This window comes from Tardiphaga sp. P9-11 (assembly GCF_008329525.1).
Taxonomy (GTDB): Bacteria; Pseudomonadota; Alphaproteobacteria; order Rhizobiales; family Xanthobacteraceae; genus Tardiphaga.
Genome location: NZ_NPKQ01000001.1, coordinates 1,227,993 through 1,241,626 on the forward strand (window position 1 = coordinate 1,227,993; position 13,634 = coordinate 1,241,626).

13 protein-coding genes are annotated in these 13,634 nt (G+C 62.1%); 8 read left to right on the top strand and 5 right to left on the bottom strand.

The window, feature by feature from the left end; genetic code table 11:
- Entirely contained in the window at positions 1 to 480 is a 480-nt protein-coding gene (locus tag CIW50_RS05640; protein ID WP_149530218.1) for a MarR family winged helix-turn-helix transcriptional regulator, read from the top strand.
- Positions 481 to 580: 100 nt separating this feature from the next.
- A complete protein-coding gene (locus CIW50_RS05645) occupies positions 581 to 1,030 on the top strand; it encodes a PaaI family thioesterase (RefSeq protein WP_149530219.1) in 450 nt (149 codons plus the stop codon).
- Here CIW50_RS05645 and CIW50_RS05650 read toward each other — a convergent pair.
- Together CIW50_RS05650 and queE are read right to left on the bottom strand one after the other, a co-directional pair.
- On the bottom strand, positions 1,027 to 1,392 hold the full coding sequence (locus tag CIW50_RS05650) for a 6-pyruvoyl trahydropterin synthase family protein (protein ID WP_149530220.1): 366 nt from the start codon (positions 1,390 to 1,392) through the stop codon (positions 1,027 to 1,029). The genes CIW50_RS05645 and CIW50_RS05650 overlap by 4 nt on opposite strands.
- A gap of 30 nt (positions 1,393 to 1,422) precedes the next feature.
- Positions 1,423 to 2,055 (bottom strand): 7-carboxy-7-deazaguanine synthase, encoded by a 633-nt coding sequence (queE, locus tag CIW50_RS05655; protein WP_149530221.1) that lies wholly within the window; start codon positions 2,053 to 2,055, stop codon positions 1,423 to 1,425.
- A 192-nt stretch (positions 2,056 to 2,247) separates the two neighbouring features.
- Here queE and CIW50_RS05660 point away from each other — a divergent pair, with 192 nt between their 5' ends.
- Positions 2,248 to 2,790, top strand: a complete 543-nt coding sequence (locus tag CIW50_RS05660; RefSeq protein ID WP_149530222.1) for a hypothetical protein — start codon at positions 2,248 to 2,250, stop codon at positions 2,788 to 2,790.
- Here CIW50_RS05660 and CIW50_RS05665 read toward each other — a convergent pair whose 3' ends face one another.
- The 3 genes from CIW50_RS05665 to CIW50_RS05675 form a co-directional block, all read right to left on the bottom strand.
- Positions 2,791 to 3,240 carry a tRNA (cytidine(34)-2'-O)-methyltransferase gene (locus tag CIW50_RS05665; RefSeq protein ID WP_149530223.1) on the bottom strand — a complete coding sequence of 150 codons (450 nt, stop codon included), beginning with the start codon at positions 3,238 to 3,240 and terminating at the stop codon, positions 2,791 to 2,793.
- A gap of 84 nt (positions 3,241 to 3,324) precedes the next feature.
- On the bottom strand, positions 3,325 to 4,614 hold the full coding sequence (fsrB, locus tag CIW50_RS05670) for a siderophore utilization protein FsrB (RefSeq protein ID WP_149530224.1): 1,290 nt from the start codon (positions 4,612 to 4,614) through the stop codon (positions 3,325 to 3,327).
- 107 nt (positions 4,615 to 4,721) lie between these two features.
- On the bottom strand, positions 4,722 to 7,013 hold the full coding sequence (locus CIW50_RS05675) for a TonB-dependent siderophore receptor (protein WP_502707357.1): 2,292 nt from the start codon (positions 7,011 to 7,013) through the stop codon (positions 4,722 to 4,724).
- A gap of 602 nt (positions 7,014 to 7,615) precedes the next feature.
- Between CIW50_RS05675 and petA the strand changes: the two genes are divergently transcribed.
- The 5 genes from petA to CIW50_RS05700 all read left to right on the top strand — a co-directional run bounded on the left by petA (position 7,616) and on the right by CIW50_RS05700 (position 13,608).
- Positions 7,616 to 8,143, top strand: a complete 528-nt coding sequence (gene petA, locus CIW50_RS05680) for a ubiquinol-cytochrome c reductase iron-sulfur subunit (protein ID WP_116661343.1) — start codon at positions 7,616 to 7,618, stop codon at positions 8,141 to 8,143.
- Between the two features lie 59 nt (positions 8,144 to 8,202).
- Entirely contained in the window at positions 8,203 to 10,272 is a 2,070-nt protein-coding gene (locus CIW50_RS05685) for a cytochrome c1 (RefSeq protein ID WP_149530225.1), read from the top strand.
- Positions 10,273 to 10,442: 170 nt separating this feature from the next.
- Positions 10,443 to 11,372 carry a bile acid:sodium symporter family protein gene (locus CIW50_RS05690; protein ID WP_149530226.1) on the top strand — a complete coding sequence of 310 codons (930 nt, stop codon included), beginning with the start codon at positions 10,443 to 10,445 and terminating at the stop codon, positions 11,370 to 11,372.
- Between the two features lie 8 nt (positions 11,373 to 11,380).
- Complete coding sequence (locus CIW50_RS05695; RefSeq protein WP_172980224.1) at positions 11,381 to 12,334, top strand: SDR family oxidoreductase; 954 nt, start codon at positions 11,381 to 11,383, stop codon at positions 12,332 to 12,334.
- Entirely contained in the window at positions 12,331 to 13,608 is a 1,278-nt protein-coding gene (locus tag CIW50_RS05700) for a flavin-containing monooxygenase (protein WP_149530228.1), read from the top strand. Before CIW50_RS05695 ends, CIW50_RS05700 begins: the two co-directional genes overlap by 4 nt.
- Positions 13,609 to 13,634: the final 26 nt, after the last annotated feature.

Genomic DNA, 13,634 nt, shown 5'->3' on the forward strand with positions numbered 1-13,634 from the left:
ATGAGCCCATCTCCCAGAAAATCTAGCATCGCCGCTTCTCAAGTCAATGTCGTTGACCTTAGGAAACTCGATCCGCTCGATGACGCGCTGGCGCTGATGTATTTCGGCTGGCGCGGAATGACGCGAGCGGCTGACGAGTATCTGGCAACAGTCGGCCTGTCGCGGGTTCACCATCGCATCCTCTATACCGTGCTGCGGGGCGACAGCATCACCATGTCGGATCTGCTGGCGATCCTGCAGATTTCGAAACAAGCGCTGCATCGTCCGATGAAGCAATTGCTCGATGAAGGCTATGTGGCCGTCAAGCGTGATCCGGCGCGGCACCGTTTCAAGCTTCTCGAATTGACGCCCGCCGGCCGCACGGTCGAGCGCATTGCATCCGGCCACGAGCGCAAGATCATGGCACGCGCCTTCAAGAGAGCAGGGGAAGGCAGTCAGGCCGCATGGTCGGCGGTGATGGCGGAGGCGGCACGCGACTAGCGTCAGGTTCCATGTCTTAAGGTCAATAGTATTGACTTGAGAAATGCGCTCTGTCATCCCGGTCCCATAACAAGGACGCTCAGGGACAGCGGAGGCGAACATGACGAATGAGATTGGTGACACGGGTAGCGGTCTCGAGCTTGTGCAGCGGGCTTTTGCTGCAGGCGGATTTGCCCGTGGCATCGGCCGGACGCTGGGCATCAAGGGCGAGTCCGCGGAGCAGGGCAAGGTCGTACTGGTCGGCTCGCCGAATGAGGATCACTACAATCCGCTCGGAACGGTGCATGGCGGTTACGCTGCGACCATGCTGGATGGCGCCATCGCGCTGGCGGTGCAGACGTCGCTGCCGGCCGGCACCGGTTACGCGACGCTCGATCTCAAGGTCACCTATATCCGTGCCATGACGGCCGCGTCAGGGCCGATCCGCGCCGAGGGTCGCATCATTCACATGGGGCGCAGGATGGCCGCGACGGAGGGGACCCTGACCGACAAGGATGGCAGGCTTTGCGCGCATGCCACTGCCACCTGCATGATCACAGGGAAAGACTAGCTGGCTGGCCCGAAATAGACGCAGCTCTCATTGCAGCTGTCGCGGAAGACGCCGACCCGGACCACCGGAGCCTTGTCGGCGACGCGGTCCCAGATGAAGCGCGAGAGATTTTCCAGTGTCGGAATGCCGATCGCCTCGATCTTGTTGAGAAACTTGTGGTCGAGCGTCTTGCGCAGTTCATCGAGGCTGCGGTCGAGCAGGCCAAGATCCATCACCATGCCGGTCACGGGATCAGGCACGCCGCGAATGGTGACTTCGGCACGGAAGGAGTGGCCATGGATTTCCTGGCTCACTTCGCCGAGCGTAGTGTGAGACAGCGCATGCGCCGCCTCGAAGCGAAACGATTTGGTCAATTCCCACATTGGAAGTCGTCTTCCTTGAAGTCCTGGTCCTTAGCGGATCCCAAGTGTCTTGTGTGTCTGCACGCTCAGTCGCCATTGCGGGTTGCGCAGGCAGTAGTCCACCGCGTGCGCGGTATTGCGGATGGCGTCCGGCCCGTCCATCGGCTGCAATGAGAAACGCTCGAAGGTGAGGCCTTCGAATTTTTCCGGCATCGCCTGCGCCTGCGGATAGACCAGCTTCAATTCGTGCCCGCGGCGGATCACAAGCTCGGCGCCGGCCTTCGGGCTGACGCAGATCCAGTCGATGCCTTCGGGCGGCGCCACGGTGCCGTTGGTTTCGACGCCGATTTCGAAGCCGCGATCATGCAATGCGTCGATCAGCTCGGCATCGACCTGCAGCAGCGGCTCGCCGCCGGTCAGCACCACATAGCGATTGTCGGAAGGGCCGACCCATTGCGCGGCGATGGTGTCGGCGAGCTTTTCGGCAGTGGGGTAACGGGCGCCTAGCGTGCCGTCCATGCCGACGAAGTCGGTGTCGCAGAACTGGCAGGTGGCCTCCGCGCGGTCCTGTTCCCGGCCGGTCCAGAGATTACAGCCGGAAAACCGGCAGAATACCGACGCACGGCCGGCATGGGCACCTTCGCCCTGCAGCGTCAGGAAGATCTCTTTGACCGCGTAACTCACTGTTTCAGCTCTCTAAAACCGGCATGCCCGATCCGGCTCGGGCCACATCTCGGTTCCATATGGGGTAAGCGGCGGCTCTTAGCACGGCTGGACCGTGGATGTCCCGGTCGATCACCGACATGTCAATTGCGATGTCGGGCTGCGGCGGCCAAAGGTCGATGACATCACGTCAAATTGTCGCATCTGGATACCATGCAGCCGTCGCTCGTCACATCCGGCAGTTCTGCCGCCACTAAGCGCACGTGCGGGACCTGCACCATGTGCTGCAAGGTCTATCGTATCGACGACCTCGCCAAGCCGGCCGGTAAGTGGTGCGAGCATTGCGCGATCGCTCAGGGCTGCAAGATCTACGACACCCGGCCGCAGCAATGCCGCGCCTTCGATTGCGTCTGGATCCAGGACGACGAGATGCCGGAATCCTGGAAGCCGGAAAATTCCAAGGTCGTGTTTTCTGTCTATCCGACCACCGGCTTCATCTATGGCCAGGTCGATCCCGGGACACCGTTCGCCTGGCAGAAGGAGCCGATCTATTCCGGCCTGATCATGTGGTCGGAGAAACTGCTGGCCGAACGTCGCCACCTGCTGATCTTTGTCGGCGGCAATGCCACGCTGATCATGCCCACCGGCCCGGTCCCGATAGGCCCGATGTCGCCGGCGGATGGCTTCATCATCCGCGAGACGTTTACCGCGAAGGGCAAGGACTACATCGCCACGCGGGTACCGAGCGGGCGGTAGTTACTCGCGCGTTTGCCGAAGCGCTTCGCCCAGCGCCATGGCCACCGTCATCGCCAGATTGATCGAGCGTAGGCTCTCGCGCATGGGAATGACGACGCGGCTCTCGGCCGCCGCGGCGACATCCTCCGGCACACCGGCACTCTCGCGGCCAAACAGTAGCATCTCGTCATCGGCGTAGCGGTGTTCGAGATAGGGCACAGCGCCCTTGGTCGTGAACAGTGCGAGGCGGTGGCCTGCTTCGCGCCGCCAGTTCTCGAAGTGCCGCCATGAATCGTGCCGGACGATGGAGACCTGATCGAGATAATCCATGCCGGCGCGGCGGAAGTGCCGGTCGGATGTCGGAAAGCCCGCCGGCTCGATGATATGCGCCTCGACGTCGAGGCAGGCGCAGAGCCGCAGGATGGTGCCGGTGTTCTGCGGAATATCTGGCTGGTAGAGAGCGATACGCACGGGGACTGTCTCCGGCTACGGCGTGATTACGCAGCCCGAGTCAGGCGATAGCGCCTGACGTGCAGCCGGACAAGACCGGCAGATCTACTCCGCCGGTGCAAGCCGCGTGTTCGAGCGTTCTTCCGTCGTTTCGCGCACCCTGACGCGCGCGCGGCGCTTGCGCCACCAGATCACGACGCCGGTCACGGACAGCGCCGCCACGACCAGACCCATCGCCGAAATCAGGATGCGGCCGGGCAAGCCCAGGATTCGTCCCGAATGCATGGGGAACTGTATCTGCACGAAGATGTCTGCGGCGGTGCCGACCCATGGCAATTTGGCGCCGAGCGGACGGCCGTCTTCGCTGTCGTAAAAGAGCGACGCCGGGCCAACGCCTGCGGCGCCGTGATCGTCACCAGGCTCGAAGAAGAACACCTGATACACGCCGTGTGCCGGGCCGTAGAACAGCGAGCCGACCGGAGTGGTCCAGCCGCGCGCCTTGCCGTCGGCGGTGGCGCGCTCGAGAATCTGGGCCCAGGTCATCTTGGGCTCGATCGGATTATCGAGGTGACGATACTCACGCTGCTCGTAAGGCGTCGGCGTGTAGTCCGAGATCTTCTTCATCAGCGGCGAGAACACCTCGAAATAGAGGTTCAACGAGAACGCGGTAAAGGCGATGATGAACAGTAAACCCCAGGTCCACAGGCTGAAGGCGCGGTGGATGTCGAAATTGATCCGGTAGGGGCTGCCCGAGGTCTTGATCATCCAGGCCGGCTTCCAGCGCGCCCAGAAACCCTTGCCGAGTTCGCGGGCGACGGCGGGAGCGGCTCCCGCCTTGACGCGTTTGCGTGATGGCAGTGTCAGATAGAATCCGATGAAGCAATCGATGGTCCAGATGATGGCGATGACACCGAGGATGCGCATGCCCCAGCGGTCGCTGCCCCAGAATTCCGGGACGTGCATTGTGTAGTGCAGCTTGTAGAGGAACGAGACGAAGTTCTCCGATGTGACCGGCCACACCGCGCCCCAATAGCGCCGCCCGAGTTCCACGCCGGTGTTGGGATCGAGGAAGATCTGGTTGTAGTCGAGCGTGTAACGCTTGCTTGTCGAGGGATCGATCCGCGGCAGAACAAAGAACGAGAGCGACTCATTCTTTTCCGGCGTCATGTACATGTGGATCACACGCGCACGCGGATCGCGCTGCTCGATCAGGGCCGCGAGTTCGATCGACGGCTTGGCGGGGCCGGACGTCGTGACGTTCTTGAACTTGCTGTTGAGGAGATCGTCGAGTTCGTGATCCCACGAGATGATCGCGCCAGTGACGCCCGAGAAGAACAGGAAGGCGGCGGTGAGGAGTCCAGCCCAGCGATGCAGGCGCCCGAAGATCAATCTCATGGCGTTCCGCCCGTGTTGTTGTCGTCGCGTTTAACTACCAAGTGTCGCCACCGTCGGTCGAGAGTCCGGCGGTGACGTATTGTCGCGTTTTAGGAGGGTTCTAAAGATCACCAACGATAGGTGAGTTTCGCGATTGCCTTGCGCCCTTCGGCATAGAAGCAACTGCTATAGCCGTAGCAGGCTGCAACATAGCGGGTGTCCGCGAGGTTGGTAACGTTGAGCGCCAGCCGCCAGTTGTCCTTGCTGTAGGCCAGCAATGCATCGATGGCGGTTGAAGCTGATACTTTGAAGGTGTTGGCGTCATCACCGAAGGTCGAGCCGACATAACGTACGCCGCCGCCGATCTGGACGCCCCTGAGCGGGCCGCCCTGCAGCGTATAGTCGGTCCATAGCGAGAAGCGATTGAGCGGCACGGTAGGGGGAGCCTTGCCGATATTCACCGGATCCCTGGTAACCACGGCGTCAATGTAGGAATAGCCGCCGCGGATGTTGAAGCCTTCCGCGAGGGTGGCTGTGCCCTCCAGTTCGATGCCGCGCGACCTGATCTCGCCGGTCTGCTGTGCGGCGTAGGTCGGAGGCGGGAAGGTGACGACATTGGCGCGCGTCAGATCGAAAGCGGCCAGGGTAATCAGGGCGTTGACGCCGACCGGCTGATACTTCACGCCGACTTCGTACTGCACGCCGGTTTCCGGATTCAGCAGATTGCCCAAGCCGTCAGTGTTGAGCACTGGCAGGAACGACTCTGAGTAGCTGAAATACGGTGCGATGCCGTTGTCGAAATTGTACATGACCGCGGCGCGGCCGGTGAAGGCCGAGGCATCCGTTGAAGCTTTCGAGTTCAATAGAGAGGCATCGACATCGGTGGTGACGAAATCCTGCCGCCCGCCGAGCTGGAACGAAAGCCGGCCGAGTTTGATCTGATCCTGCAGGTAGATGCCGACCTGCGATTGCTTGACGCCGGTGTCGTCGGCCGGGCCCGTGCTGGTCCAGGTGTTGGTATAGACGGGCGCGAAGATGTTGATCTTGCCGGTGGTATATCCCGTCGCATTGTCGCGGAATGACGTGTTGCGATAGTCGATGCCGAACAGTGCGGTGTGGCTCAGGATGCCTGTTGTGAACTTGCCCTGCAACTGATTGTCGACGGCGAAGGAATTGATCGTTGACGTGCCGGCGCTGCCGCCACGGCCCATCAGGCCGGCGGCCTCGTCGGCAGCTGAGGCGTAACCCGTGCCGTAGAAGCTGGCCTGCTGGTTGTACATGTAGGAATAGCGCAGGTTCTGCCGGAACGTCAGCGCGTCGTTGATGTTGTGTGAGAACAGGTAGCCGACCGAGGCCTGTTCGGTATCGAACTGGTTCATGCCGGGTTCGCCGCCGAAACGCGTGTTCGGGATGTAGCGGCCGTTGTTCGCCCAAACCGTGCCGGACGGAGGGAAGAACTGCAGTCCCCAGCCCGCGGTGTCCTTCTGATAGTTCGACAGGAATGTGATGCTGGTGTCTTCATTCGGCTTGAAGGTCACCGCAGGTGCGATGAAGACGCGGTTGTTCTTGGAGAAATCGACCTGGGTCTCGCTGTCGCGGACGACGCCGGTCAGGCGATACAGCACCGTGCCTTCCTTGTTGGCGGACCCGCCAAAGTCGAACTCGCCCTGGAAGCGGTTGAAGCTGCCGCCGGAGATGGAGACTTCGCCGAATTCCTTGGCCGTCGGCAGCTTGCTGACATAGTTGAGCAGGCCGCCGGTGCCGCTGCCGCCATACATGGTAGAGGAGGGGCCCTTCAACACTTCGAGGCGCTCGGCGCCGTAGGGCTCAAGCCCGAGGAAGTGGACGTACTGGCTGCTCGGCAAGCGAAGGCCATCGAGGTAGAGGCCAGGCATGGTCATGTCGAAACCGCGGATCTGCAAGCCGCCGAAACGGGTGTCGGAGCCGCCATTGACGTCGCCGCTGACGCCCGCGGTGTAGCGCAGTGCTTCGCCGATCGAGCCGGCACCCTGATTGCTCACCTGATCGCGGGTCACCACCGAGATCGACTGCGGGGTTTCGATCAGCGGTGTGTCGGTTTTGGTGCCGGTGCCGCTGCGGGTCGCGACGAAGCCGACCACGGGGCCGCCGGCGCGCTCGCGGGCGGCGGGATCGTTCGGCGTCGCCGCTGGCGCGGCCTGCGGTGTACGGGCTGCGCGATTGGTGCGGGCGGCGCGGCTGGTGGATGCGCGCTGGGTCGGCCGGGCCGCCGCCGGACGCACACGCTGCTGCGGCGCATCCACGGTCACGGGCGGCAGGGCAGATTGCGCCTCGGCAGCACCCGTCGGGATCGACAAAGCAAAGCCGCTGACGGCGCAAAGACAGAGAGCCCGAAGCGCCTGAAGCCGAGTTGTCGATTCGATGAGGTGTGGTGTTGTCATGACGCTGCGATGCCCCAGTTAGGCCGGCTCTACCGGTAAGATTTGGATGCTGTCGCTTTAGCGCAGAGGAAAAATTAGAATAGAATTAGGAATTTAGAACCTCTGCAAACGCGCTGCTTCGACGAGAAATGTTGCAGAAACGACGCAGAATTATTCACGGTCATGAATTGTCGGCGTTGTGCCCCCCGTGAGGGGGGGCACCGGGGCGAATAGACCACCTCGACGAATCGCCGCACAGCGTTACCAGGAAATCACCGAACGGAAACGGATCGAGGGCCGGCGAATCCGAGCGCCGCTCCCGAGCCTGCCGCTGCGCGTGCGATCAGAAGCTTGGCGGCTCGTGGTGCGCCAAATTATCCGCCGCGCGGAAAGGTGGGCAATCTCTGGTGCATCGCATCCTGCTTCACCGATCGTAGGCTTGCACTGCCGCACCAAGGGTGCCAATAGAACGATTCTGGACTGCGTGTTCTGCCTGTTAGGCAAGGATAAGTGGTCCTCTGCCGCCGTGGGGAGAATCGCGGGCGTCGGTTTTTGCTTCAGGTCAACGCAAAGACGTGACCAGGGGTGTCAAAGCCGGCTGCAGATAAGAAAGGGTTGGGATCGTGACGACAACGTCTTCGGCGGAACACACGCGCCGTGATTTCTTGTTCGTGGCCACTGGGGCAGTGGCTGCTGTTGGCGCCGCGGCCGCCGTCTGGCCGCTGATTTCTCAAATGAATCCAGATGCTTCGACCATAGCGGCGGGTGCGCCGATCGAGGTCGATCTGGCCCCCATCGCCGAGGGGCAGGACATCAAGGTGTTCTGGCGCGGCAAGCCAATCTACATCATGAACCGGACCAAGAAGCAGATCGACGAGGCGCGTGCCGTTCCGGTGGCGAGCCTGCCCGATCCGCAGACCGACCAGGCCCGCGTCAAGGAAGGCCACGACCAGTGGCTCGTGGTCATCGGCATCTGCACCCATCTGGGCTGCATCCCGATCGCCCATGAAGGCAATTACGACGGTTTCTTCTGCCCGTGCCACGGCTCGCAATACGACTCGTCCGGCCGCATCCGCCAGGGGCCCGCTCCGCTCAACCTGCCGATCCCGCCCTACGCTTTCGTCTCTGACAGCAAAATCAAGATCGGCTGAGCGTCGGAGCCCATCCGAACTCGCGCCGATAACGTTTTTTCTCTTCTCAGGATCGCATCATGAGCGGACCATCCACCTACCAGCCGACCAATCCTGCCCTGCAGTGGATTGAAAAGCGTCTGCCAATTATCGGCCTCGTCCATTCCTCCTTCGTTGCCTATCCGACACCGCGTAACCTGAATTACTGGTGGACGTTCGGCGGCATCCTGTCCTTCATGCTCGGCGTGCAGATTGTCACCGGCGTGATCCTGGCGATGCACTACACGCCGCATGTGGACATGGCCTTTAACTCGGTCGAGAGCATCGTCCGCGATGTGAATTACGGCTGGCTGTTGCGTTATCTGCACTCCAACGGCGCATCGATGTTCTTCATCGCCGTCTACATCCACATGCTGCGTGGCCTGTATTACGGCTCGTACAAGGCACCGCGCGAAATCCTCTGGATTCTCGGCGTGATCATCTACCTCTTGATGATGGCGACCGGTTTCATGGGCTACGTGCTGCCGTGGGGCCAGATGAGCTTCTGGGGCGCCACCGTCATCACCAACCTGTTCTCGGCGATTCCCTATGTGGGCGAGAGCATCGTGACGCTGCTGTGGGGCGGCTACTCGGTCGGCAATCCGACGCTGAACCGCTTCTTCTCGCTGCACTACCTGCTGCCCTTCGTGATCGCGGGTGTCGTCGTGTTGCACGTCTGGGCGCTGCACGTCGCCGGTCAGAACAACCCGGCCGGCGTCGAGCCGAAGACCGAGAAGGATACCGTGCCGTTCACACCCTACGCGACCATCAAGGATGGTTTCGGCATGGTGTGCTTCATGATCTTCTATGCCTGGTTCGTGTTCTACATCCCCAACTATCTCGGCGATCCCGATAACTATATCATGGCCAATCCGGGCGTGACGCCCGCGCATATCGTGCCGGAATGGTACTACCTGCCGTTCTACGCCATCCTGCGTTCGATCCCGAGCAAGCTCGGCGGCGTCATCGCGATGTTCTCGGCGATCATCGTGCTGGCCTTCCTGCCATGGCTCGATACCGCCAAGACCAAGTCGTCGAAGTATCGTCCTCTGGCCAAGCAGTTCTTCTGGATGTTCGTCGTGGTGGCCGTCCTGCTCGGCTGGCTCGGCGGCAAGCCCGCGGAAGGCATCTACATCATCGCCGGCCGTGTCCTGACGTTTTGCTACTTCGCCTACTTCCTGATCGTGTTGCCGATTCTCAGCCGTATCGAGACGCCGCGTGCGATACCGAACTCGATCGCCGATGATGTGTTGGCGAAATACGGCAAGAAGGCTGTGTCCGCGATCGTCGCGCTGGTTCTCGCCGGTGGCCTGATGGCCGGCGGCACGCAGAAGGCCGAGGCGGCCGACGAGCATGGTGGCCCGACGCCGCCGTCGCTGTCGTGGAGCTTCTGGGGCCCTGTCGGCAAGTTTGATCGCGGTGCCCTGCAGCGCGGTTACAAGGTCTACAAGGAAGTCTGCTCGACCTGTCACTCCATGAACCTGCTGCATTTCCGCAATCTCGCGGATGAAGGCGGTCCCGGTTTCACGGCAGCACAGGCGCAGGCAGTCGCATCCGAGATCAAGGTGCAGGACGGTCCGAACGACGCCGGCGACATGTTCGAGCGTCCTGGCCGTCTCGCAGACCCGTTCCCGAAGCCATTCCCGAACGAGAACGCGGCACGCGCAGCCAACGGCGGTGCCTATCCGCCGGATCTGTCGCTGATGGCCAAGGCGCGCAACTATGATCGCGGTTTTCCGCAGTTCGTGTTCGACTTCTTCACCCAGTTCCAGGAAAAGGGCCCGAACTACATCGACGCCCTGCTGCAGGGTTACGTCGATCCGGCGCCGAAGGATTTCGCGTTGCCGCAAGGCGCCTACTACAACAAGTACTTCCCCGGCCACGCCATCAAGATGCCGAAGCCGATCTCCGACGATCAGGTGACCTATGACGACGGCACCCCGCAGAAGGTCGAGAACTACGCCAAGGACGTCGCGACCTTCCTGATGTGGACGGCCGAACCGCATCTCGAGGCCCGCAAGCGTCTCGGCCTGCAGGTGATGGTGTTCCTGATCATCTTCGCGTTCCTGATGTATTTCACGAAGAAGAAGGTCTGGGCCAACGCTCACTGAGCGCAGGCACCATGCTTTGAAAAGGGCCCCTGACGGGGCCCTTTTTTCGTTCTCAGGCGTTGCGCGCACGGACCATGGATTCCCGGGGAACCGTTGACTAAGCTTCGCGCTAAGGCGGGAGGCGCGGGCTCGGTGAGCGTCACGAACATCCACGCTTATCAGGGGGATGGATGCCGGGCGCGGGGATCGACGATATTCTGTTGAACATCAGCCCGAATGGGCAATTGGCGCTCGGCATCGTGCTGGCGCTGATCATGTATGGCGTTGCGCTCGATCTGCGCGTAGCCGATTTCGTCGATGTGTTCCGGCGTCCGGCTGCACCGATTGCCGGACTTGTCTCGCAACTGCTGTTCTTGCCGGCGGTCACCTGGGCCATCATCATGCTGCTGAAGCCGCAGCCGTCCATCGCGCTCGGCATGATGGTCGTGGCGGCCTGTCCCGGTGGCAACATTTCCAACCTCATCACCCACATGGCGCGCGGCAACACCGCGCTGTCGGTGTCGATGACCGGCGTATCGAGTCTTCTGGCGGTGATCACCACGCCGCTGAACATTCTGTTCTGGGCCGGGCTCAATCCGCAGACCGCAGCGCTGCTGAAGCAGGTCAGCGTCGATCCGGTGTCCTTCATCGGATCGACCTTGCTGCTGCTCGGCGTGCCCATGGTCGCGGGTCTGCTGACGGTGCGTTATTTGCCTGGGCTCGCCGATCGATTGCGGCGGCCACTGCAGATATTGTCTTTTGTCTTTCTGATCGGCTTCATCCTCGCGGCGACGATCACCAACTGGCGTTACATCTCGGTGTTCTCGACGTCGGTGCTGCCATTTGTCGTGCTGCATAACGCCATCGGGGTTGCGCTCGGCTGGGGCGTCGCGAAAATCCTGCGGCTGAGCGACTACGATACACGCGCGCTCACCATCGAAGTCAGTATGCATAATTCCGGATTGGGACTGGCGCTGATCCTGACGCAGTTCGACGGCCTTGGCGGTGCGGCACTGGTCGCAGCCGGATGGGGCGTCTGGCATCTGGTGTCAGGCTGGGCGCTGGCGGCCTGGTGGAAACGGCGCGATCCACACCACCTGCGTGCGGGTGGTGCAGTATGAGCGACGCGATGACGAACAGCGGTGTGTTGATCACCGGTGCTGCGGGTTTTATCGGCAGTGCACTGTTGCGCGAACTGGCTGGTGGCGACGATCCCGTGACGGCGCTCGATCTGCGCGAGGTGCCGCCGCCGCAACGTCTGTCCGGCATTGCCTATGAACACGGCGACATTCGCGATCCCGGACTGAAAGAGATCGTTGCCCGTGTGAAGCCGCGCACTGTGGTGCATCTGGCCTCCGTCGTGGCTGTCGGCGGTGACGACAGACGTGACTACGAGATCGACGTGCTGGGCACGCTTAACGTGCTGGAGGCGTGTCTTGCGGCCGGCGTCGGCCATCTGATCGTCACGTCGAGCGGCGCGACCTATGGCTATCACGCCGACAATCCCGTCCCGCTGCGCGAGACAGATCCGCTGCGTGGCAACGCGGACTTTTCTTATGCGCGCAACAAGCGCGAGGTCGAGGAGATGCTGGCGCGCTGGCGGCAAGACCATCCGCAATTGCGGCAGACCGTGTTCCGCCCCTGCACGGTGCTGGGGCCGACCACGAACAACCAGATCACTGCGCTGTTCGAGCGCGCCGTTGTGACCGGCCTCAGCGGCACCGCAACTCCATTCTCGCTGATCGCCGATTCCGATGTGGTGGCGGCGCTGGCACAGGCTGTGCGTACCGGCAGAGACGGGATCTATAATCTCGCCGGCGATGGCACGCTCAGCCTGCGCGAGATCGCCCGCCTCAACGGCAAGCCATTCATCCCAATTCCGCCGGCGGTGATGAAGGGCGTGCTGTGGATACTCCATGCGCTCGGCCTGACAAAACTGACACCGCAAAACGTCAAGTTTATCCAGTACCGCCCGGTGCTCGATAACGCCTGCCTCAAATCCGAATTCGGATATACGCCACGTCTTGATGCGCGCGCGGTGTTCGAGCGCTATCGCGATGAGCGCCTGGAGCCAAAGTCATGACCTTTCTCGTCATCGGCGCGGGCCCTGCGGGTCTGGCCGCAATCCAGAGCCTGAAGGCGGCCGGCCATGCCGTCGAAGCCGTGGAGCAGAATGCCGATGTCGGCGGCCAGTGGCTGTATGGCGCGGCGCCCAGTGCCGTCTATGCCTCGACGCATCTGATCTCGTCGAAGCGCACCACGGCCTTTGCGGATTTCCCGATGCCGGAGGACTGGCCGGCCTATCCCGGCCATCGTCAGGTGCTGGATTATCTGCAGAGCTATGCCCGGCATTTCGATCTCTATCCGCTCATCCGCTTCAACACTGGCGTGCGCAGCCTGACGCGGCTGGGTAGCGGATGGCGTGCAACCTTCAGCGATGGCACGGCGTCCGACTATGTCGGCATCATCATCGCCAATGGCCACCTCAGCGATCCGCTGATCCCGAAGACCTCAGGCACGTTCGATGGCCCGGTGATGCACGCGAAGGATTACAAGAGCGCCGACATCTTCGCGGGCAAGCGCGTACTGGTGGTCGGCATGGGCAATACCGGCTGCGATATCGTGGTCGATGCGGTTCATCGCGCCGACAAGGTGTTGTGGAGCGTGCGCGGCGGCAACCACTTCGTGCCAAAGTTTCTCGGCGGCAAGCCGGCGGATGAGGGCAATCACAAGCCGAAGCGCTTCGTCATTCCGAAGAACCTGCGCTCAAGGCTGCATGAGCCGATCCTGCGCTTCATCGTCGGTGCGCCGGAGCGCTTCGGCCTGCCGAAGCCACAGCATCGGCTCTATGACCGCACGCCGATCGTCAATTCGCTGGTGCTGCAGCATCTCGGTCAGGGCGATGTTGCCCTGCGCAAGCCGGTCCGAGAATTCGACGGCAAGTTGGTCGTGTTTGCCGATGGCCGCCGCGACGAGGTCGATCTGGTGCTGCTCGCGACCGGTTACCGGATCACGTTTCCGTTCCTCGACGATCTCAATGCACTCGACTGGCAGGACGCAACCAGCGCACCCAGGCTGTTCATGAACATGTTCCCGTCCGATGATAACGGCCTGTATGTGGCCGGGCTGCTGGAAGGCGCAGGCGTCGGATGGGAGGGGCGTGCGCTGCAGGCCCGCGTGATCGCGGCCTATCTTGCTGCGCGCGCCGCACGGCCGGATGCGGCATCGGATCTGCGGCAAGAGATCACGCAATGGTTCGCGCAGCCGGTACGGCGCGACGGCGGCGAGCACGGACTATTTGTTGATTTTCTGACCTACAAACGAGACCTGCAGCGCGCGCTGGCCCGGTTGAGTTGACACGTGAGGGGTCTATAAGTTGCCCC

What these genes read in the sequence shown, in the direction of transcription:
- CIW50_RS05685 (WP_149530225.1), top strand. Translation starts at nt 8,203, where the DNA reads ATGAGCGGACCATCCACCTACCAGCCGACCAATCCTGCCCTGCAGTGG.
- CIW50_RS05645 (WP_149530219.1), top strand. Translation starts at nt 581, where the DNA reads ATGACGAATGAGATTGGTGACACGGGTAGCGGTCTCGAGCTTGTGCAG.
- CIW50_RS05660 (WP_149530222.1), top strand. Translation starts at nt 2,248, where the DNA reads ATGCAGCCGTCGCTCGTCACATCCGGCAGTTCTGCCGCCACTAAGCGC.
- CIW50_RS05650 (WP_149530220.1), bottom strand. Translation starts at nt 1,392, where the DNA reads ATGTGGGAATTGACCAAATCGTTTCGCTTCGAGGCGGCGCATGCGCTG.
- CIW50_RS05690 (WP_149530226.1), top strand. Translation starts at nt 10,443, where the DNA reads ATGCCGGGCGCGGGGATCGACGATATTCTGTTGAACATCAGCCCGAAT.
- CIW50_RS05695 (WP_172980224.1), top strand. Translation starts at nt 11,381, where the DNA reads ATGACGAACAGCGGTGTGTTGATCACCGGTGCTGCGGGTTTTATCGGC.
- CIW50_RS05700 (WP_149530228.1), top strand. Translation starts at nt 12,331, where the DNA reads ATGACCTTTCTCGTCATCGGCGCGGGCCCTGCGGGTCTGGCCGCAATC.
- CIW50_RS05640 (WP_149530218.1), top strand. Translation starts at nt 1, where the DNA reads ATGAGCCCATCTCCCAGAAAATCTAGCATCGCCGCTTCTCAAGTCAAT.
- CIW50_RS05675 (WP_502707357.1), bottom strand. Translation starts at nt 7,013, where the DNA reads ATGACAACACCACACCTCATCGAATCGACAACTCGGCTTCAGGCGCTT.
- fsrB (WP_149530224.1), bottom strand. Translation starts at nt 4,614, where the DNA reads ATGAGATTGATCTTCGGGCGCCTGCATCGCTGGGCTGGACTCCTCACC.